Here is a 20,175-nt window from a genome sequence, read left to right on the forward strand (position 1 = left end):
ACCGGGTGGCCGGTGGATGGGGCGACTTCTCCGTTCGAACGCCGCGTGGTCCTCGCGGGCGGGAGCCTTCAGGCGCTGAACCGGCTGTATTACGACGTCGAGCCGCTGCTGGCCGGGGATCGCCGCCTCTTGGTGCGGTACTCGCTCTTCCACACCGAACGCCAGGCGAGCGCGCGCAGGTTCAGCCGCCAGCGCGACATCGACTGGCTGGACTGGCAGACCGTGACCGCCGACCCGCCCGACCTCCTCATCTCCTCGGGCGCGACCCGCACCCTCCACGAAGTCGAAAGCGACCTCGCGCTCGTCCCCCACGGCGCCGGGCACAACCGGTTCACGCCGTACTTCAGCGGCGTCGCCGGGCTGGCGCGCGGGCAGCTCCGCAGTGAACGCGGGCGCCTGCCCGCCTATCTCGCACTCCCTGGACGCGCGTCGCTGGACCGGCTGCGGCTCGACTGCCCCGAGGCGCTGCCTTACGCCGAGGTCACCGGTGACCTGTGCTTCGAGCGGCTGCGGCTGAGCGCGCGGATGGGGCGCGAATACCGGCGGGCGCTCGGGGTCGGGCCGCGCCAGCGGCTCGTGCTGGTGGCCTCGACGTGGCTGGAGCATTCGCTGTTCGCTCACCATCCGGGGCTGCCCGAGCGGTTGCTGGCGGCGCTGCCGATGGACGACTACGCGGTCGCGTTCGTGCCCCACCCCAACATCCTCGCCGTCCACGGCGGCATCGAGAGCCTGTTCCGGCGCCAGCTGGAGAACGGCCTGATCATGGTCGACCCCGGCGAGGGCTGGCGCGCATCTCTGCTCGCGGCCGACCTCGTGATCAGCGACCACGGATCGATGGGCTTCTATGCAGCCGCGCTGGGGATTCCGACCGCGTTGGCGGCCTTCGGGTTCGACGAGATGCCGCCGGATTCGCCGCTGGCGCTGTTCGGTTCGGCGGCGCCTCGCTTCGACGCCTCCGGTGATCTGCTCGGGCAGGTGGAGCGACTTTGCGAGGCCGGGCCGATGGAGCACGCGTGTTTCGAGGCGGCGCTGGCCGAGCCCGCTTCAGGTGCGGCGGAGCGTCTTCATGCTGGTCTCTATAGGACACTCGACTTGGAGGCGGCAGCGGTTCCCGGGCCGCGGCAGTTTCCTCCAGTGGCTCCGGTTCCGTTGTGGCGGAGTACTTCTTCGTGGTGGAGCGAGGTGGGCTTCGACGGCGATGCGGCGACGTGTCGACGCTTTCCGTCTGATGACGGCCGTCCCGGACGCGGCCATCTCTTCGCCACCGCGCTCTGCCTGGACGTGGACGCGCGCGACCACGCCGCGATCGTGGTCCGACACCATGCGGCGCTTCCTGAAAGCGAAGCGCACGAGGAGGCCCGGAGGCTCTTGAAAGAGCATCCGCTCGCCGAGTTCACCAGCGTGCGCACCGACGACGAGCTGGTGTGGCATTGCGCGGACGGCCGAAGGCTGCGGGCCGTGTGCGACCCAGAACTGGCCGACTCGGCCGCATCGGTCTGGTTCGAGGCTGGGCTTCCCGATTCGGGCGAGTGGCGGATCGGCGAGGGGACGTTTAAGGTCGCTCGGATTCCTTGAGCGCCAGCCATTGCCGGACGCGTTCGGCGTCGGCGTGCGAGCCGTGCGCCTCGAAGAGGCTCACCGCGCGCTCGGCGCGGTCGCGGAACGGTTCGCCGCGTTCGGCGAGACGCAGTGCGACCCTTTCGTGGGTCTCGCCGACGGTCTGCCACAGGTCCGACTTGCTCAGCGGCGTCAGCGCGGCGTCGACTTCGGACAGTGCGTCGGCGTCGCCGCGGTTGAACCTGAGCATCGCGAGGTCGAGCTTGGTGCCGTTCAGGTTGCGCTGGTCTCCGATTTCGGTGAAGTATGCGCTCGCGCGGTTCCAGGTGGATTCGGCGAGGTCGAGTTCGCCGAGTTCCTCGTGGATCTCGGCGATGGCCCGCAGGCGGATGCCGATCGCCTTGGGGCGGTTGAGCTCCTCCATGTAGGAGCAGGACTGCCGCAGCAGGTTCAGGGCCTCTTCGTGGCGGCCTTGGCGGCGGCGCAGGCGGCCTGAGACCTCGGTGAGGATCGCGTCGAGTTCGCCGAGCGTCCGGATTCGGCCCGGATCGGCCGTGGACTGCCTCGCGGTCTCAAGGGTCTGCATGGCGCGGCCGAGTCGCGCATCGGCCTCGTCAAGCCGGTCGAGTCGCATGAGGCACATGCCGAGCAGCGCGGACAGGTGCGCGACGGCTTCAGGAGTCCGGGCGACGGCGAGGGCCGTCTCGTAGCATTCGGCGGCCTCGCGGTCCCTGGAGGTGTTCGCGAAGTAGGCCCACAGAGCCTCCACAAGGGACCAAGCGAGGTCGGACCATTCGTGCCTCGCGGCGTCGCGCAATGAGGCTTGGAGCGTCGAGAAGCGGGCCCGGAACCATTCCATCGCTTCGGATCCGCTGTTGAACTCGGGCGCGGTGATGTGGGCCGGGAGCGGCGGTGCGAAGCGCAGCCGGTCGGCGGCCATCACCGACCGGTCGGCGTGCTGGGCGCGGCGGACGTTCCAGATGAACGAGTCGCGCACGGCGTTGAAGACGTCGGTGAGCGGCGCTTCGGCCCGTTCGCGGGGTTCGGTGTCGCGGACGAGTCGGAACCATCCGGGGCGGACGGGTTCGACCAGGCGCGCGTCCAGGAGCTCGTCGAACGCCTTGGGGTACTCCCCCGGGCCCCAATCGGCCGCGCCGGTGAAGATGCCGACGAGCTCGCCTTCGAACTCGCGGCCGCGGAGGGCCTCCAGGAACCTGAAGAGCCACTTGGCCTGTTCGCTCAGGCCGCTGTAGAGACCGTTCACGATGGCGCCTCCTCCGATGGCCTCGCGGACCTCGATGAGGTGCGAGAGCGAGCGCTGGCTGACGAGCCCGGCCAGGGCGCTCAGATCGGCTGGGCCCGAACCGAACTCCTCGACCAGGCGCTCGGGTACGCCTTCGGCGAGGTTCGGGCAGGCGTCGCGCAGGTATTTCGCGGCGGCCTCGGGGTCGAGCGGACCCAGGCGGTGTTCGTGATAGGTCTTGTCCCGCAGGGGAACTCGGGTGACCACCAGATATCCGGCTTCGAGCGCGGCCGGGCGGAACAGGGCGGCCTCGCGATCGCGGGTGACCCCGTCGGCGACCACCAGGAGCGGCAGGTCGCGGGTGACCGAGCGGTAGAGCGCGTGGCGGCCTTCGAGTTCGGCGGGGATCTGGTGGGGTGCGACGCCCAGGCGCACCAGCAGCGAATGCAATGCGGGAGAGGCGGGCTCGGCGTCGAGGTCGACGTAGACCTGGCCGTCGGGGTAGCGGCCCCGGAAGCGCTCGATCACCAGAGCGGCCAACGCGGTCTTGCCGATCCCGTCGTCCCCGCCGAGGGCGACAGCGCGCCGCTGGGCGAGGGCAACGCCGATCGCGTCGAGATCGGCTTCGCGTCCGATCCAGCCGGGCCGGACCTGCGGGCCCTCTTGGGGGCCTACGGGTCTGGGGCCGGTGTTGACGTTGACCACGCCGCCTTGGAAGACGTTCGCGGCCTGGCCGTCGAATGCGTTGTGGACGGTCACGCGCGCCTCCGCGGGCGCGGGGTTCGCCGCCAGAACAGGTTCATAAGCGACCTTCGCGACGGGAGTCGGGGCGATACTCGACTGCAGTGACCTCGTGAACCTTCACAGCCGTAAGCTCAGGAATTTCACCGATCCACCGCTTATAAATCGCTTCCGCAATATTCACCGGAATAGGAACCTCTGTCATTCCATTAAGGTGGCTATGATTCAAGGCCTTATCAACCCACTGCTCGAATCTTGTCAGGTCGAGGCACCCACGTGCAGCTCGCGATGGAACCCGCTGCTCGCGGATAATCAACAGCTCAAGATGCACAACATATTCATGTCCGTGCATGTGAGCACAAGGGTGCCACCTTGGCAGCCGGGGGACAACGTGGGTGGCCGAGAAGTAGAACTCTTCAATGAGTTTCATGGCCAATCCAATCTCTCGCGGTCGCGCGCCAAGTCGGTAGTGGATTCATGAATCGTACTTGAAACGCCCTCGCCGTCGCGGATGGCGCGGTTGAGGCCCGGCGCGTCGAAGAAGCGGGCCCTGGACGCGTCGTCGGGGATCGTGGCGGCCTTGATCCGCAGCTCGTCGCGGGCGCGTTCGAGCAGGTCGCGGGCTTCCTCCGCTTTGCCAGCGGCGCTGTGGACGACCGCGGCGTGGTAGTAGACCTCTTCGCTGCGCAGCGCGGGCTGGGGGCCGCGCTCGTCGAGCAGGTCGAGGCTGTGCTGCGACGAGTCGAGGGCCCGCTCGTCGCCACGGGCGAGGCGGATGCGGCCCAGGAGCATGTGGGCGGCGATGCGGGAGCGGACCATGCCGCTCCTGGCGGTCTCCTCGACGTTCCAGTGCGCTCGGCGCTCGGCCGCTTCGAGGTGCCCGGCCTCGAAGAGGGCCTGGACGTCGAGGTTGCACACGATGGGGACGAGGTTGAGCAGCCAGGTCCGTTCGGTTTCGGCCCATGCGGCCCGCGTGAGTTCCAGGGCCGCTTCGGGGGATTCGCCGAGGGCGAGTTTCGCGTGGGCGAGGAGGGCCGTGTTGTAGGCGTGCCAACCGGAGTCGCCGCCTCGGTCGGCTTCGAGCTTGCGGGCCTCGTCCAGGAGCTCGGCCGCGTTCGCGAAGTCGCCCAGGCACATGCGGACTTGAGCGAGGTAGTTCATGGCGATGAGCAGCTCGGCGCGGTTCAGCTCAAGGCGGAGGCGGTCGACGGCGGTTTCGAGCGCGTCGCGGGCCTCGCCGAGGCGTCCGAGATCGAAAAGGCTGACGCCGTGCTGGATCTCGCCGAGGTTGCGGGCGTGGACGAGCACGGGGTCGGCGCTGTCGCGGATGATCGCGTCCTCGTGGCGCATCGCCTCGGCTTCTGCCAGTTGGCGGTGGCCGTCGGCGAGGTTGCGTTTGGACAGTTGGCGGCCGTATTCGATCTTGGCGACATACTGCGCTGTGGGGTCAGCAAGCTTCTCTGCTTGCTCAACGGCTCGTTGCAGGCGCTGGAGTCCTGATTCGAGGCCTTCGGTGGCCATGAGGGTCTTGCTTCGCATTATGTTGGCGCGCACCAGGAGCCCCGGCTCACCGAGCTTCTCTGCGGCTGCTTCGGCACGGGCAGCAAGAGCGTCGGTGTCGCGTTCGCCCGTGGGTTGGTTGAGTCCCTTCCAGCGGACTTCGATGAGCGAGAGATAGAGGATCGCTGCACGGACGAAGTGGCGGTCGCGGTCGGGGTCGGACCTGGGCATCTGCTCGGCGATGTCGATCGCCTTGCCGCACAGCCATTCGGCTTCGGCCAGCGAGACGAGTTCGGTGGCGGCCGTGTCGGCGAGCGCGAGGTGGTATTCGCTGGCGAGCCCGGGGCAGAGGTCTCCCGCGCCACGCAACTGCGCGGCGATGCCGAGCCGCTGCTCGTAGGTGGCTTCGTTCCCGAGGCGTTCGATGGTCGCTAGCGCGAGGCGTTCGTGGACTTCCTTGCGCTGCGATCCGCGCAGATCCTTGTAGATGAGGTCCCATAGGGCCTGGTGGCGGAACCGGTAGTGGTCGGCGCGCGGTCGCTTGCTCCACTCGGGAGGTTCGTCGGCCTCGATGAGCGATCCAGGGGAGGCCAGCTCGTGAAGGAGCTCCTGGACCTCGTCGTGGGGCCGACCGGTCAGTTCGGCCACGGTGGCCGAGTCGAACCAGAAGCCTTGCACGGCCGCGTATCCGAGGAGTCTGCGGTCGCCGGGTGCGATGCCGTGGAACTGTTCGGTGGCGAGCTGCTCGTAGTTCTCCGGGAGTGCGCGGCCGGCGTTCGCGGCGTTCCAGTGCTCCAGGTAGGAGACGACGAAGATGGGGTCCCCGCCGGTCTGCCGCTTGAGGTCGGCGGCGAGCGTGGGCGGAGTCTCGAGTTCCATCCTGTCTGCGAGTTCAGAGATCGCGTCGACGGGGAGTCCGCCCATGGTGCGCTTGGTGATCAGGCCGTCCCGCTCCCAGTTCGCGATGAGGAGCGCGCTGTCGCCCGCTTCGGGGCGGCCAGGGTTGCGCGCGAACACGATGCCGAGGGGCTGGCTGCCGCGCAGTTCGAGCAGGCGCTCGAACACGTAGAGGCTGCGCTGGTCGCAGCAGTGGAGGTCGTCCACGGTGATCAGGGTGGGCTTCTTGCCGATGCGCTTGGCGATCGCCTGGGCCACTTGGAGGTTGACGGCGTGCTCGAAGGGCGCGAGGCTGTCGAAGGGCATCGAGCCGGAGTCGAGGGAGGCGCGGACGGCGTGGGTTCCGGCGGCGATCATGGGTTTGAACGCGGGCACGATCTCGCCGACGAACGCGACGGCCGAGAGCGTAGCCCCCTTGGCGATCTGCTTGCCGCCCAGGAACTTGCGACGGCGGGCCTCGATCTGCGCGTACAGGTCGATGACCGCGCCGAACATCGAGGTGGGGCCGATGACGGGGTGGCAGCGCACCGAGTAGATCTCGATCGGCTTCTTCAGCCGGGATTCCAGGGCCTTGAGCAGGGCGGTCTTGCCGATCCCCGAGGGCCCGTCGAGGAGGGCGCCGCCTGGGCCCGACCGTTCCGGAATCGCCTTGACGAAGCCTTCGAGCCATTCGGTCTCGTCGGTGCGATCCACGAAATATCGGTTCACAGGGGTCCAATCCGCGTTCGGGCCGCCAAGCCCACATGAGAACTGCCACAACCACGATAGGGCATCAAAGCGCCCTTCGGTGGCCTCGCGTCCACCACGCCGTCCGGTCTCGGCCGCTGTGGAGGTTGCGGAACAAAAAGAGTGAGTGTACAGTCATTCACATGGCAGCTGGACGGACGCTTTCTACGGCTGGGGATCGACGGGAGACCGTGGTCTCCAGTGCCATCGCGGCGTTCGCCAAGGGCGGGTTCCATGCGGTCACCATCGCCGACGTGGCGAAGGTCGCGGGGATCTCCCCCGCCTATGTGTCGAAGCTGTTCTCGTCGAAGACGCAGCTGTTCGTCGCGGCGCTCGAAGAGTGCTATCGGCGCATCTTGGCGACCATGGAGCGCGGCGCCGCCGCAGCGAGCAGTGATGACCAAGGGGCCCTGCTGCATGCGATGGGCGGGGCCTACGCCGAGCTCATCGCGGATCGGGACCTGTTGGCCTTGCAGGTGAACGCGCAGGCCGCCATGAGCGAGCCCGCGATCGCCGAGGCCGTTCGCAAAGGCCTGGCGGACGTGACGGGGTTCGTGGTCGAGCGGACCGGGGCCGACAATCGGGCCGTGCAGGAGTTCATGGCCTTCGGGCAGTTGTGCCACCTCTTGACCGCGGTGGGGGCCTTCGAGTCCGATGCCGACTGGGCCGCGATCCTGTCCGACGGCATACGACACTCGGCTGCGTTGCAGAAGGAGTGAGGGCTGCGGGACTTCGGTTCCGCGGCGGGCGCCTCGTCGGGCGCCCCGTTTTTTACCAAGTTAGTGAGTGAACAGCCACTCAATCATGAGTGGCTTCGAGAGAGTGAACGAACATGAACGAGCAGCTCCACGTCGTCCTCGGCGCCGGACCCGCCGGGACCGCCATCGCCGCCGAACTGGCGCGGCAGGACCTCGCCGTGCGGCACGTGTCGCGCGGCGAGATCCCGCGGGCCGACGAGCGGATCGAGACCGTGAGGGCCGATCTGTCGACCCCCGCGGCCGCCATCGCCGCGACCGAGGGCGCGGCCGTGGTCTACCACGCGGTCAACGTGCCCTACCACCTCCAAGTGGAGGTCCTGCCCGGCATCGCCGAGGCCGTGCTGGCCGCGACCGCCCGCCACGGCGCGCGACTGATCGTCGTCGACACGCTGTACCCGTACGGCGAGGCCGACGGGGAGGCCATCACCGAAGCGACCCCCTGGGCCGCGACCAGCCGCAAGGGCAGGCTGCGGGCCGAGCTCGACCGGCGATACCTGGAGGCGCACCGCACCGGCGAGACGAGCGTGGCGCTCGGACGGGCCGCGGACTTCTTCGGCCCGGGCGTGCTCACCTCGACGCTCGCCGGGGCGTTCTTCCCCGCCGCGCTGGCCGGGACCCCGGTGCTCGGACTCGGCGATCTCTCACTGCCGCACAGCTACTCGTACATCGGCGACGTCGCCCGCGGGCTCGTCACGCTCGGCACCGAGCCGAGGGGGGACGGCCGCGTGTGGCACCTGCCGACGAATCCCGCGATCGCCACCGCCGAGGTGCACCGGATCGTCGAGGAACTGCTCGGCACGAAGCTCGAAGTGCACACACTCACCGAGCCGGTGGCGTACGGGCCCTTCGACGAGCAACTCATCGCCGAGTACGCCGAGCTGTTCTACCAGAACCTGATCCCCCAGAACATGGTCTCGACCGCGTTCGAGACCGAGTTCGGCCAGCGGCCCACGCCGTGGCGCGAAGCGCTCGGCGCCACACTCGACTGGTACCGCGCCGCCTTCGCCTGATCCCGGCGGAGGCCAGTCGGCGGGCGAGATTCCGCAGGGGCATCGAGCACGCGATCGCCCCGGGAACCGTGTTGTTCCCGGGGCGATGCCGGTTGGGTTATTGGGCCTGGGTGATCGAGGCGGCCACTGCCGCTACCGCTTCGGGGCCCTGGCGGCCGAACGGGTCGCGGACCTCGACCGCGAGGCCGGGGGCGATGAGGCGGGCGACCTCTTTGGCGCTGGCGAGGCCATCGGTACCGAAGGGGTCGGGGGCCCAATCGTCGCCGCGTTCGTGGTACTCGACGAGGAAGGCGCGCAACGCGTCCAGGTCGGTCAGGGACGAGCCGCGGAGCGTCTGGATCTGAAGGTCGACGCGCCATGAGCCCGGTTCGACCTCGGTCTCCCAGACGCGCTGCTTGAACTTGATCTCGCCCCATTCGAACTCGAAGTCCGAAGCGGCGCCGAGGCGGTCGGGCAGGTGGCCGACGGCCAGGCCGTCGATGAGCGCTTCAGTGTCACTGATCGTCATGTCGGTATTGTAGACATTTGTCCGCTCGTCAGGCGGACGCGAGGCTGATCAAGCCCGTGAGGGCCGCGAACGAGCACGCCACGATCCCCAGCACCAGGCCGGTGATCGCCATGGCGCGGCCCGAGACGCCGCCGTTCGCGGTCTTGACCTGCCGCAGCGCGTAGACGGCCAGGCTCACCGACCCGATGCCCACGAGCGCCGCGAACATGAAGAAGGTGAGCCCGACCCACGGATTGAACGCCGCCCCGATCAGACCCGGCAGCGAGCCCAAGATCCCGCTGATGCCCGCGACCAGCGAACCGATGGCCGGACCCGAGGGGATCGGCTTGAGCCGCGGCTGCACCACGAAGAAGCCGTCGATCACGACCGGCTGCGGGAAGGCGGGCTGCCAGACGGGGGCCATCGGGTAAGGCTGCTGGTAGACGGGCTGCTGGTATTGCGGATGGGGGTGGACGGGAGGCGGCTGGACGGGGTACGCCTGCACCGGCGGCTGCATGTGCGGCTGGTACGGGTCTTGGGAGGTCACGACCCCAGACTAGCTGCCGCGCAGTGTTCTCGCGACTTCGGCGAAGTACTCGTCCACCTCCTTGGGGTCGTACCCGCGCATCGTCGACTGGAAGCCGAGATTGGTGAGGGAATCGGGGTGGGGAGGCGTGCCCGCCTCCGTCGCGGTGCGGATGCGCGCGACGGCGCGATCGACTTGGGTCCGGTCGTATCCGCGAAAACGGACAGAGAAGAAGGGGTTCTCCATGCGTCACAGTCTGCCAGGTAGGCGCCACGCTTCGGCATCGCCCTACCGGCCGATGAATTTGTGGCGAATTGTCAACTGTCAATTGCCGCAAATCAACTTAGGAAGCGTTTCCACCGTTTCACCTGGTGTCGGATCGTCTTCGGATAGGACTCGGCCACACTCGCAGCGGCCTTCGCGTCCGATTCCGACACCGCGCCGGGAGCGAACGCCGCGGCGTTCACCAATCGCGGCAGCGGCTCCACGTCACCTTCCAGGGACGCCAGGTGCGCGGCGGCCTCCTCCACGTTCGCGTGCTCGGGGACCTTGACCCCGGCGCGCGCCGCGGCGGCGAGCACCTCGGCCCACGCGCCCGCGACCCGCTCGGCCGGATCGCCGCGACTCAGCCTCCGCCGCCGACGCAAAGCGCGTCTCGCCTTGAGCCCCAACGGAACACATGAGAGCAACAGAGCCGCCGCGGCGTACCAGACCCACACCGGGACACCGGCGTCCTCCCGTGAGGCCTCCTCGTTGAAATCACCGTCCTGCTCCAACGCCTCGTCGTTGTAGTCCTGGGCCTCGCTCCCGCCGCCGTCGGCGTCCTCGGGGCTCGGGGTCTCCTCCTCCATCTGCTCCAAGGTGTCCTCGGGCGGATTCGGGACCGACCCGGCCGCGGGCATCGGGTCGAACCGGACCCAGCCGACCCCGTCGAACGCGACCTCGGGCCAGGCCTGGCCCTGCGCGGCCGTGACCGTGCTCGAACCCTCCGGGACGTCGAACCCGACCACGACCCGCGTCGGCAGACCCATCAGGCGCGCGATCACCGCGAACGAGGACGCGAAGTGCTCGCTCGTGCCGCGCTGGCCGCCCGCGGTGACCGGGCTGCCGAGGAAGAACCCGAGCGAGGGCAGATCGTGGCCCGAAGGGGCCTCGGGGTCGTAGGCGTAGTGCTGGCCCAGGAAGTCCGCGAGGCCTTGCGCGCGTTCGTAAGGCGTCGTGTACTGCGATCGCGTGAAGTCGGCGATCGTGGTCATGATCTCGGGCGTGCCGATCGGCAGCGTGACCGAGGCGGGGTCGGAAAGGTCCGGGCGGGCGCTCACGGCCGCGGCCGGATCGGTCGAGGTCAGCGCCGAGTCGAGGTGGAAGCGCGAGCCGGTCGCCAGGCCGTCGGGGGTGAGCAGGCAGCGGGTGTAGAGGTTGACCGCGATCGGGAGATCGGTGACGCTCGCCGGATCGGCGGGCGCGGGCACGAGCTTCCCGCCCAGGCCGATGATCTCCACGTCGGCGCTGTAGGTGGCCTCGCCGCTGCCGGGGATCACCGTGCCCGCGCTGCGGAAGTCACCGCCGGCCTGCCAGGTGGTGCCGTCGTACTCGGTGAGCACCGCCAGGCGCATCCACGCGTCCGCGCTGGTGTCGGCGGTGAACAGCTCGGTCTCGGGGTACTTGGACCACTCGGCGATGCGCACCAGCGGGTTGAGGTCGATGTCGGTCAGCTGCGGCGGCTCCACGAACTCGCGCGGGTCGCCCGGGCTGGTGGTGACCAGACGCGCGACGGCCGGGCCGAGGACCGCGACGGCCGCGAGGAGCACCGTGGTGGTGATGACCGCGCCCATCAGCGCGGGCGTGCGCGAGGGGGCCGCGCCGTCGACCGTGGCGTCGCTGTCGGGGCGGCGCTCGGGCGGCGCGGCGGTCACCGCGAGGGCCACGGCCGCGAGGACGCAGTAGGCGATGGCGTGCAGCGGCCCGGCGGCCGCGTTGGGACCCACGAGGTAGAGCGCGGCGCCGTAGAGGAGCGTCGCGGGCAGGCAGCCGAGCAGGACGCGGCCGTAGCGGATCGCGAACTCGCAGGCCAGGGTCGCGGCGAGCCAGGTCGTGAAGACCGGGACGATCACGGTGTCGGGCGCGGGGTCGATCGGGATGAGCGCGGTCAGGGTGCGCGGGACCGCGTTGACCACCGCGTCGGCGATCGTGGCCCCGAGGGGTTCGGACCCGTCGCTGGTGAGCGCGATCGCGCCGAGGAGATAGAGTGCCAGGCCGGTGGCCGAGGCGCTCGGGGCCAGGAACGCGGGGCGATTGCGCAGCGCGAACCCGATCGCGAAGGCACCCAAGGCGGCCCCGGCGACCAGGAGCGTGAGGAGCTGGCCGTGGTAGACGCGCGCGGCGACCGTCCCGGCCAGCGCGCACATGAGGGTGAGGCACGCGGCCACGGCGGCGACGCGGAGGCGGTATCTGGTGCGGCGGGCGCTCATAGCCTGGTCCCGCCGTTGTTCCAGGCGGCGGCGAACTGCTCGCCGTCGGCGGCGCTGATGGTCGGCAGGCCGCCCGCGAGGACCGCGGAGGTGGCCAGGCCCGCGGCGAGGTGCACGGCGATCACCGTGGGGTAGGCGCGTTTGAGGGCGGCGAGGCGGTCGGTGGGCGGTTCGACGCCGGTGATCCACACGAGCGTGTCGCCGTAGCGGGCAGCGGTGAGGCGGGCGACGTAGGCCCCGAGGGTGTCGGCGGCGTTCGGGGCGAGCTCGGCGAGGAGGTCCCCGTAGGCGTCGCGGCCCGCGCCGGAGAGCACCGAGCCGGAGGCGGGGACGAGGGCCGCGTGGTATTCGGCGCGGAAGCAGGCGGTCAGGACCGAGTAGGCGGCCTCGCAAGCGGCTTCGAACGCGTCGGTGACCTGGCCGGGCTCGGCGGCGGGCCAGGACTCGGGGCGGTCGTCGACGGCGATCGCCACGGTGGGCAGGGAGGTGTCGAGGTGCTCCTTGACCATGAGCTTGCCGATGCGCGCGGAGGTGCGCCAGTGGACGTGGCGCAGTTCGTCGCCGATGACGTACTCGCGCAGGGCGTGGAAGGTGAGCGAGCCTTGCTCGACCTTGTCGGCGGTGCCTTCGAGGGAGCGGGCGAGGCCGTCTGGGGTGCGGCCGAGGAGATGGAGGCGCGGGTGGATCCACAGGCGAGAGGTGGAGCCGAAGCTCCCGGCGGTGGCGGCGAGGCCGAGGAGGTCGCGTTTGCCGATGCCGAGGGGCCCGGCGTCGACCACGCCTCGGCGTTCGGCGCGGATCGGGTAGGAGGCGCCTGCGCTCTTGCCCGGGCGCAGGCGCGCGAGGGGGATGGCGACGCGGCGGGTTTCGATACCGGGGCCGCCGTAGGAGTCGACGGCGCGGGCGTTGACCGAGCGCCAGCGGCCGGTGTTGCGCACGTCGAGCCGCACGGTCGCGGTGTGGCCCACCGAGACGCGGTCGGGGGTGACCTCGCGTTCGACTTCGAGGCGGGGCCGGGCGGCGATCACTGACCCGGCCGCGACGCACGCGAGCGCGGCGGCGGCCCCGACTGCGGCGAGCTCGGGATAGCCCCAGACCCACCCGGCGGCGAGCAGCGCGAAGGCCGCGACGGCGAGGCCGACGCCGCGGGAGGTGACGGGGACGGCGAGGGCGAGGTTGGCGAGGCGTTCGATGGCGGGGGTGGTCGGGTCGGCGGGGTCGCTGGGTGCGGCTTTGCGGCCCCGGCGCCTGAGCCCGTTCGAGGCGGGGCCGTTCCGGCCGTCGGCCCCTTCGGGCGCGGCCTTGCGGCCCTGGCGTTTGCGCGGGCTCGCGTCGGCGTCTTCGGACGCGCCCTTGCGGCCGGATCGGCTGCCGGGGTCCGCCCCGGTCATGCCGCCGGAACGGTTCGCGCCTTCCGGTCCGGCCGCGCGGCCGGGCTGCGGGCCGCCCGAATTCGCGGCCGAGTCGAAGGGGGTTCCAGGGCCCGCGCCGTTCGCCCCGTCCGGTCCGGGCCAGGCGCCGCGAGGGCTCGCGTTCCCGGGGGTCGTCGGGTCCGCGCCGCCGGGGCGGGCGCCGTTCATGCCGTCGCGGAGGGCAGCGGGACGGGCACCTGCTCGAAGGCGTCGGCGACGACGGCGGCGCCGGTCGCGCCGCGCATCGCGGCGTCGGGGGCGAGCTGGATGCGGTGCCCGAAGACCGGACCGGCGAGGGCCTTGACGTCTTCGGGGATGATGTAGCTGCGGCCCTGCGAGAGCGCGAACACACTTGCGGCCCTGGTCAAGGCGATGAGGCCGCGGGGGCTGACCCCGACCGAGACCTGCGGGTGGTTGCGGGTGGCGTTGCCGAGCGCCACGAGGTAGGCGTACAGCGGCTCGGCGATGTAGACGTGCTTGGCCATCTCGGCCATCTGCGCCACGGTCTCGGTGTCGACCACGGGCGGCAGCTGCTCGGGCGAGCGCTGGTGGGTGCCGCGCAGGACCTCGATCTCGGCGGCCTCCACGGGGTAGCCCACGGAGAGCTTGACGAGGAAGCGGTCGAGCTGGGCTTCGGGGAGGCGGTAGGTGCCGTCCATCTCGACGGGGTTCTGGGTCGCGACCACCAGGAACGGCGCGGGCACCTGGTGGGGGTGGCCGTCGACGGTGACGCGGCCTTCCTCCATGACCTCCAGGAGGGCCGACTGGGTCTTGGGGCTGGCGCGGTTGATCTCGTCGGCGATGACGATGTTGGCGAACACCGGCCCGGGGTGGAACTCGAAGGCCCCGCTGGACTGGTTGAAGATCGTGACGCCCGAGACGTCGGAGGGCAGCAGGTCGGGCGTGAACTGGATGCGCCGCCACTGGCCCGAGACGGCCGCGGCGATGGCCCGGGCCAGCGTGGTCTTGCCGGTCCCGGGCACGTCTTCGAGGAGCACGTGGCCTTCGGCGAACATGGCGGTGAGGGCGAGCCGCACCACCTCCTGCTTGCCGAGCACGACGGTGTCGACCGCGGCGGCGAGCCGTTCGAAGGTGGCGGCGAACGACTCGGCCTGTGCGGCGCCCAGCGTCACCGGCTGCTGCTGCATGCGGCTAGGCACGCGCAGCGGGTGGGTCTGCTCGGTGTCGTGCATCGGTCTCTCCTGCTAGCACTGCGGAAGGTCTCCGGTGGAGTTCTTCCCCGCGCCGTCGACGTTGATCCACACGAAGGGGATGTAGGCCTTCGAAGCGTAATCGATCTTGACCCACTTGTTCGACCCGTCTTTTCCGGGGTGATAGTCGTGATAGCCGTCGGACTCGTCACCGCGGGGCGTGATGGTGGAGTTCCCGGTGGTCCAGCAGTAGAGCTTGTACGTGTCGCCGGTGTTGGTGGTGCCGATCGAGTTGCCGCCCTTGGCCGCGTTATAGACCGCGACGCCGTCGACCGAGTCGCAGTACTGCGTGTCCATCGAGTCGCAGCCGAAGTACACCTTGCCGGTGATGTTGGTCGTCTTGACCGTCTTCTCCTCGGTCGAGGCCGTGGACGCCGGGTTCTTGATCTCGACCTTCATGGTGTTCGAGGTCGATGCGGGCGAGGGCATGAAGAAACTGGTTCCCGAACTGCCGGTGCAGTCTTCTTTCCCTTGCCGGACACCGTTGTAGATGAGCTCGCACGTTGCCTGGCCGCCGCCATCGTCGAGGGAGACGTTGATCCTGACACCGTTGGCCAGGCCTTCGGTGCCGGTGACAGTGATCTGCGGGGCGGCCATCGTGTTCGAGATGCCCTCGACTGGAGCCGACTCGCCCGCGCCGTTCACGGCCGTGACCGAGACCGGGACCTGCTCGTCGTTGCCAAAGCCCGAGAGGCTCGCCTCTGTGGTGGTGACCTCTTGGGTCTGGGTGCCCGCGCGGACGATGTACTTCTCGATGTTGCTGCCGTTGTTGGACGGCTGGCTCCAGGTCACGTTGATCGTGCCCGCCGAAGTGGTCGAGCTCTGCGCGAGGAGGTTCCCCGGCGCGTCCGGGACGTTGATCGGCACCGCCGTGTTCGACAACGGCGAGGGCTCGGAGGCGGCCGACCCGGCGAGGGTCGTCACCTGGAACGCGTACTGCTGGCCGTACTGCAAAGTGCCGTCCGGAACCGTCAGCGCGTTCGACGTGGCGGTACCGACCACGAGCTGCTGGCCCGAGGCGATCGCCTCGACCTGGTAACCGGTGATGTCGTTGCCTTCGCCGTCGGCCTCTTCCCAGGTCACCGAGACCGTGCCGTCGTTGTTGGCGGTGGCCTGGACCGCGCCGGGGGCGCCCGGCACGTCGGCCGAGGGCGTGATCGACGGCGAGGTCGCGGTGTCGCCAGCGCCTTCGGCGTTGTGGGCGGTCACGGTGAACGTGTACGGGGTGCCGTTGTCGAGGTCGCCGATCTCCAGGACCCGCTGGCTGGGGGCCAGTTCCCAGGTCTGGCCAGCGCCTTCGACGGTGTACTTGGTGAGGGACGAGCCGTTGTTCGGGGCGGCGTCCCAGGAGAGGTTGATGAGGCCGTCGCCGACGGTGCCGCCGAGGTTGGTCACCGCGCCGGGCGGGCCGACCTCGGGCGCGGTCTCGCCGTCGCCCTCGTCGTCGCCGGACTCGTCGTCGGCCGGGGGCGCGTCGCCGCCGAGGATGTCGTCGCGGTTCTTCTCGGCCATGCGGGCGTTGCCGTCCGCGGAGACCACCACGGCCTCGTTCGTGTTGACCGCGTTGGCGAACAGCGTGTCGCCGGTGTGGTAGAGCTCGATCGGGCCGTTGCCGGAGTTGATCTCGATGCGGGAGATCTCGTTGCCTTCGAGGTCGTAGACCCACACCAGGCCCGCGGTCCCGTCCGGGACGTAGATGCGCTCGTGGAACTCGACCGAGGCGCCCAGGAGCGTGGAGGAGGCCGCGCCGATCTGGAAGGTGCGGGCCTGGTCGTCGTTCACGGTCAGGATCGAGGGCGGGTCGGTCACGGTGACCGAGTTGATGGTGCCGGGGCTGGTGTCGGCGGTCTCGGAGGGACCGGCCAGCTCGATGTCGGTCTGGGAGCGGCGGCCGTCGGAGCGGATCGTGGTCATCTGCTTCGCGGTCGAGTTGAGCACGGCCACGCCGTCGCCGAGCACGGTCAGCGCGAGGTCCTGGCGGGGCTCGGCCACGACCTCGGTGGCGAGGGCCTTCGCGCCGGAGTCCTGCGGCTCGATCTTGACGATGGTGCCCTCGCGCGGGACCCCGATCCAGAGCTTGCCGGTGGAGTCGAACGCGCCGCCGGTGAGTCCGGCGGGGAACTGGAGCGGGTCGCCGATCGCTTCGAGGGTGGACCGGTCGACCTGGTTGACCAGGCCCTGCGTCTGGTCGATGATGAACGCGCCCTCATCGGAGAGGGCCACGCGCACGCCTTCGCCGGGGGCCGTCTCGGCCTGACCGGTGAGTTCGAGGGTGGAGAGGTCGACCGCGGAGACCTTGCCGGTGGCGATCTCGCGCAGCAGCAGGTGCGAGTCGGTCTGCTCGATCTGGACCGCGTTGCCCGCGGCGTCGGTGAGCTCGAAGCGCACGTCGGTGGCGGCGGTGAGGCCGTTGACGCGCGCGATCTCGCCGGCGGGCGTGGTCCACAGCCACAGGCTGGCGTCCTCACCCTGGGAGTCGCGGCTGAACGCGCCGGTGCCGAGGAGGGTGGCGACGAGGGCTCCCACGAGCACCACTGGAAGTCCGACCGCTATGAGCAGTCCCTTGACGTTGAGTCTTCGGGCGTCTACGTTGCGAGTGGTCATAAGGGGGGCTTTCCTCTGCGCGATCAGCTTGTCCGTGCGTGGCCGGCGGTGCGTGAGTCTGCAATGTACGACCCGCGTGCTCGCCGCGCCTGGGGCGGACACCGGCCGGGCCGGTTGCGGTGCCAAGGGGCGGCACGCGAACCCGAGCCTAGTTCACCAGTGCATCGCCCACCACCCTCCCATTGTCACGGGAAGGTCTCGAAGGTGGGTCGCCCAAAATGGTCGTCACCGGCAGCAATACCGCAGCGGTTCACACGGCGTTCACAGAGGGGTTGCGGCGGTGGGGAAGACGCGTCGCGCCTTCCCCACCGCGAGGTTCGGTCAGGCGGCCTCGCCGAGTTCGAGCACCCCGCCGCGGCGGGCGCGAGCGATCCCGGCCATGCCGAGGACCTCTTGGGCCACATGGGCTTCGGCGAGGTCCGCGGGGGTGTAGACCGGCGCGTCCATCCCGGCGACCGCTTCGCGGATCGCCAGTTGGGACTGGGTCAGGCGGCCCGACGCGGCGATCACCGGCAGCCCGAGGGCCCGCAGATGGTAGACGCCGTAGCGGGCCCCGGCGGCGTCGGCCGCGGCCAGGACCACGCCGTCGACCAGCTCGCGGACCAGCGGGTGTTCGAGGAGCGCGGAGGTCTCGGCCTGGAGCACGCCGTCGGCGATCTCCATCACCACCGCGTCGACGTCGTGCGCCGCCGCGTGGTGGTAGAGCGTCTGCGCCAGTTCGGCGAGCTCGGGGACCGGGACGCCCGCGGTGGTCGGGTACCCGCCGTCGGTGAAGTCGGCGGCCAGGACCGCGCCGGAGTCGCGGAACATCCACGGGTCGCCGCCCGCGCCGGTGCCGGTGATCTTGATGCCGGCGACGCGGTGGCCCGCGCGCGACAGGCCACGGATGACCGAGGCGGCGGTGGTGGACTTCCCGGCGTTCATCGAGGTGCCCACGACGCAGACCACCGGCGGGTGGTCGCCGAGCCCGAACGGGGCCAGCACGTTGAAGCGGCGCAGGTCGACGGGGTTGCCTTCGCGGTCGGCGAGGACCCCGATGGGCTCGAGGCGGGTCGGGGGGCGCATGTCGCCGTGGCGGGAGAGGACCTCCCCGGCGACGCCTCCGGCGGCCACGAGGTCGACCGAGGTGCCGAGGACGTCGGGGATGCGGGACTCGTACTGGTCGGGCGCGTAGCGCTCGCCGAACGCGAGGAGGACTTCGTCCCCGGGGTAGATGGCGGCCTTTCGGCCGGTGGCCAGTTCGAGCCAGTTGTGGTGCCCGATCGCGTCGACCCGCGCGACCAGGATATGGCCGGCCCGAGGCGCGCATTCGTCGACCAGGGTCAGCCCGGGCAATGTCAGGTCGACATTGCGGACCGCATAGGCGATCTTGAGCCGCGAAGCGAGCTCGACAGAGAACTCACGAATGCGCATGCACACTCCAAAGAGGACAGAAAGGGTCGGCGGGAGCACCCGCTTCATAGGAAGTACACCTGTGGCTCAGAACGGGACCACGGTGGGTAGCACGGCGATCGCCGTGCTGTCGATGGACGAATATTACGGCCTGGATAACCCGCTTGTAAAGAGTCGAACAGGTAAAACTGCGGCGGCGCCCGGGTGTACCCCGAACGCCGCCTGGATTTCGCTCTCTAGCTGGGAGAACTCACAGCTTTCGACCTCGTCCGGCGACCGCGCCTACCACGATCACGGCCGGGTGGTTCGCCTCGGTCGCGCCCAGTTCGGAAAGGACGCATTCGCGCACCGTCTGGTTCTTGGTGGTGGCGCTCTCGACGATGCGCACCGGAGTGGTGGGGAGTCGCCCGCCACTGATGAGCGCATCGGCGATCGCGCCGCGGTTCTTGACGGCCATGAGAAGCACGACGGTGCCGTTTCCGGCCCCGAGCGCGGCCCAGTCGACCTTGCTCTGGGGGCCGGGCGGCACGTGGCCGGTGGCGACGGTGAAGTCGTGGACCACGCCGCGCTCGGTCACCGGGATGCCCGCGGCGGCCGGGCCCGCGATGGAGGAGGACAGACCCGGGACGACCTCGACGGGGACGCCCGCTTCGAGGCACGCGTCGAGCTCTTCGGCCCCGCGGCCGAACACGAAGCCGTCGCCGCCTTTGAGGCGCACCACGAACTTCCCTTCGAGCGCGCGCTCGACCATGACCGCGTTGATCTGCTCCTGGGTGGTGTGGCGACCGTACGGCAGCTTCGCGGCGTCGACGATCTCAACGTCGTCGGCGAGCAGGTCGAGCAGCTCCTGCGGGGCGAGGCGGTCGGAGACGACCACTTCGGCCTGGCGGAGCAGTTCGAGGCCGCGGAGGGTGATGAGGTCGGCGTCGCCGGGACCGGCGCCGACCAGGGCCACTCCGGCGGGGCGGGCGGTGCGCGAGCGCGGGGCGTCGAGGTCGCCCGCGTGCAGAGCGGCGCTGATCGCGTCCCTCACCGCGGCGGCGCGGCGGGGGTCGCCGGAGGCGGAGACGGCGACGCTGAGGCCGTCGAAAGCGGTGCGGGCCAAGGTCCAAGCGCCCGAGGCCTCGGCGTCGTCGGCCCGCACGCACCAGGTGCGGCGGGCCTCGGCCTCGGCCGCGACGGCCGCGTTGACGGCCGGGTCGTCGGTGGCCGCGAGCACGAACCACGCGTCGTCGCCGTCGCCAGGGGCCCAGGCGCGGCGTTCCCACTGGAGGGCGCCGGAGGCCGCGTAGTCGGAGAGCGTGGTGGTGGCCTCGGGGGCCACGAGCAGCACGCGGGCGCCCGCGTCGAGCAGGCGGGGGACGCGGCGTCCGGCGATGGTGCCGCCGCCGACGACGAGCACCGTCTTGCCGCGCAGGCGCAGGCCGACCTCGTAGACCGACACGGGTCCTCCTCAGGATTTCGATGCCGCCTCGCGTCGGGCGGTGCGCCGCCGTTGGCGCCCGCGCTCGTCGAGGCCGCACCTCAGAACGGCTGTGACAAGAGTAGGCACGGATCATCGCGGTCATCTAACCGGCGCATTGCGAGCCTGTTACGTGGGACGCGCGCGTGCGAATCGGGACTGTGAGTCACGGGGTGCC

General features: G+C 70.3%; 15 protein-coding genes. 3 read left to right on the forward strand and 12 right to left on the reverse strand.

Going from position 1 to position 20,175, the window contains the following annotated elements:
- Positions 1–1,575, forward strand: a 1,575-nt coding sequence (locus tag AB0B28_RS18850; RefSeq protein WP_360122834.1) for a hypothetical protein, incomplete at its 5' end; no start/stop codon positions are given.
- Here AB0B28_RS18850 and AB0B28_RS18855 read toward each other — a convergent pair.
- From AB0B28_RS18855 to AB0B28_RS18865, 3 genes are read right to left on the reverse strand one after another with little or no spacing between them, the layout of a single operon-like run.
- The gene (locus AB0B28_RS18855) at positions 1,553–3,559 is read right to left on the reverse strand and encodes a hypothetical protein (RefSeq protein WP_360122837.1); all 2,007 of its coding nucleotides are present in this window, start codon (positions 3,557–3,559) and stop codon (positions 1,553–1,555) included. The two genes, AB0B28_RS18850 and AB0B28_RS18855, sit on opposite strands and share 23 nt — an antisense overlap.
- A 40-nt stretch (positions 3,560–3,599) precedes the next feature.
- Entirely contained in the window at positions 3,600–3,971 is a 372-nt protein-coding gene (locus AB0B28_RS18860) for a 6-carboxytetrahydropterin synthase (protein ID WP_360122840.1), read from the reverse strand.
- Entirely contained in the window at positions 3,968–6,631 is a 2,664-nt protein-coding gene (locus AB0B28_RS18865) for an AAA family ATPase (RefSeq protein ID WP_360122843.1), read from the reverse strand. Before AB0B28_RS18865 ends, AB0B28_RS18860 begins: the two co-directional genes overlap by 4 nt.
- A 176-nt stretch (positions 6,632–6,807) precedes the next feature.
- Here AB0B28_RS18865 and AB0B28_RS18870 point away from each other — a divergent pair, with 176 nt between their 5' ends.
- Both AB0B28_RS18870 and AB0B28_RS18875 read left to right on the forward strand, forming a co-directional pair.
- Positions 6,808–7,383 carry a TetR/AcrR family transcriptional regulator gene (locus tag AB0B28_RS18870; RefSeq protein WP_360122846.1) on the forward strand — a complete coding sequence of 192 codons (576 nt, stop codon included), beginning with the start codon at positions 6,808–6,810 and terminating at the stop codon, positions 7,381–7,383.
- A gap of 113 nt (positions 7,384–7,496) precedes the next feature.
- Entirely contained in the window at positions 7,497–8,432 is a 936-nt protein-coding gene (locus tag AB0B28_RS18875) for an NAD-dependent epimerase/dehydratase family protein (RefSeq protein ID WP_360122849.1), read from the forward strand.
- Between the two features lie 97 nt (positions 8,433–8,529).
- Here the strand turns inward: AB0B28_RS18875 and AB0B28_RS18880 are convergent, their stop codons facing one another.
- The 9 genes from AB0B28_RS18880 to cobA form a co-directional block, all read right to left on the reverse strand.
- Entirely contained in the window at positions 8,530–8,940 is a 411-nt protein-coding gene (locus AB0B28_RS18880) for a hypothetical protein (protein ID WP_360122852.1), read from the reverse strand.
- A gap of 28 nt (positions 8,941–8,968) precedes the next feature.
- Complete coding sequence (locus AB0B28_RS18885; RefSeq protein WP_360122855.1) at positions 8,969–9,466, reverse strand: hypothetical protein; 498 nt, start codon at positions 9,464–9,466, stop codon at positions 8,969–8,971.
- 9 nt (positions 9,467–9,475) lie between these two features.
- A complete protein-coding gene (locus AB0B28_RS18890; RefSeq protein WP_360122857.1) occupies positions 9,476–9,691 on the reverse strand; it encodes a DivIVA domain-containing protein in 216 nt (71 codons plus the stop codon).
- Between the two features lie 92 nt (positions 9,692–9,783).
- The gene (locus AB0B28_RS18895) at positions 9,784–11,916 is read right to left on the reverse strand and encodes a transglutaminaseTgpA domain-containing protein (protein WP_360122860.1); all 2,133 of its coding nucleotides are present in this window, start codon (positions 11,914–11,916) and stop codon (positions 9,784–9,786) included.
- A complete protein-coding gene (locus AB0B28_RS18900) occupies positions 11,913–13,496 on the reverse strand; it encodes a DUF58 domain-containing protein (RefSeq protein ID WP_360122863.1) in 1,584 nt (527 codons plus the stop codon). The genes AB0B28_RS18895 and AB0B28_RS18900 overlap by 4 nt, the downstream gene beginning before the upstream one ends.
- Positions 13,493–14,476 (reverse strand): MoxR family ATPase, encoded by a 984-nt coding sequence (locus tag AB0B28_RS18905; RefSeq protein WP_360122905.1) that lies wholly within the window; start codon positions 14,474–14,476, stop codon positions 13,493–13,495. The genes AB0B28_RS18900 and AB0B28_RS18905 overlap by 4 nt, the downstream gene beginning before the upstream one ends.
- Before the next feature lie 57 nt (positions 14,477–14,533).
- On the reverse strand, positions 14,534–17,143 hold the full coding sequence (locus tag AB0B28_RS18910; protein WP_360122866.1) for a fibronectin type III domain-containing protein: 2,610 nt from the start codon (positions 17,141–17,143) through the stop codon (positions 14,534–14,536).
- 321 nt (positions 17,144–17,464) lie between these two features.
- Positions 17,465–18,556, reverse strand: coding sequence for a DUF1611 domain-containing protein (locus tag AB0B28_RS18915; protein ID WP_360122869.1), 1,092 nt, complete (start codon positions 18,554–18,556; stop codon positions 17,465–17,467).
- Between the two features lie 229 nt (positions 18,557–18,785).
- Positions 18,786–19,979 (reverse strand): uroporphyrinogen-III C-methyltransferase, encoded by a 1,194-nt coding sequence (cobA, locus tag AB0B28_RS18920; RefSeq protein WP_360122872.1) that lies wholly within the window; start codon positions 19,977–19,979, stop codon positions 18,786–18,788.
- Positions 19,980–20,175 lie beyond the last annotated feature (196 nt).

It is taken from the genome of Glycomyces sp. NPDC046736, assembly GCF_040645615.1.
Classification (GTDB): Bacteria; Actinomycetota; Actinomycetes; order Mycobacteriales; family Micromonosporaceae; genus Glycomyces.

Bases quoted from the DNA above. Each gene is read 5' to 3' on its own strand.
- AB0B28_RS18860 (WP_360122840.1), bottom strand. From the start codon at position 3,971: ATGAAACTCATTGAAGAGTTCTACTTCTCGGCCACCCACGTTGTCCCC.
- AB0B28_RS18870 (WP_360122846.1), top strand. From the start codon at position 6,808: ATGGCAGCTGGACGGACGCTTTCTACGGCTGGGGATCGACGGGAGACC.
- AB0B28_RS18875 (WP_360122849.1), top strand. From the start codon at position 7,497: ATGAACGAGCAGCTCCACGTCGTCCTCGGCGCCGGACCCGCCGGGACC.
- AB0B28_RS18880 (WP_360122852.1), bottom strand. From the start codon at position 8,940: ATGACGATCAGTGACACTGAAGCGCTCATCGACGGCCTGGCCGTCGGC.
- AB0B28_RS18890 (WP_360122857.1), bottom strand. From the start codon at position 9,691: ATGGAGAACCCCTTCTTCTCTGTCCGTTTTCGCGGATACGACCGGACC.
- AB0B28_RS18895 (WP_360122860.1), bottom strand. From the start codon at position 11,916: ATGAGCGCCCGCCGCACCAGATACCGCCTCCGCGTCGCCGCCGTGGCC.
- AB0B28_RS18900 (WP_360122863.1), bottom strand. From the start codon at position 13,496: ATGAACGGCGCCCGCCCCGGCGGCGCGGACCCGACGACCCCCGGGAAC.
- AB0B28_RS18905 (WP_360122905.1), bottom strand. From the start codon at position 14,476: ATGCAGCAGCAGCCGGTGACGCTGGGCGCCGCACAGGCCGAGTCGTTC.
- AB0B28_RS18910 (WP_360122866.1), bottom strand. From the start codon at position 17,143: ATGACCACTCGCAACGTAGACGCCCGAAGACTCAACGTCAAGGGACTG.
- AB0B28_RS18915 (WP_360122869.1), bottom strand. From the start codon at position 18,556: ATGCGCATTCGTGAGTTCTCTGTCGAGCTCGCTTCGCGGCTCAAGATC.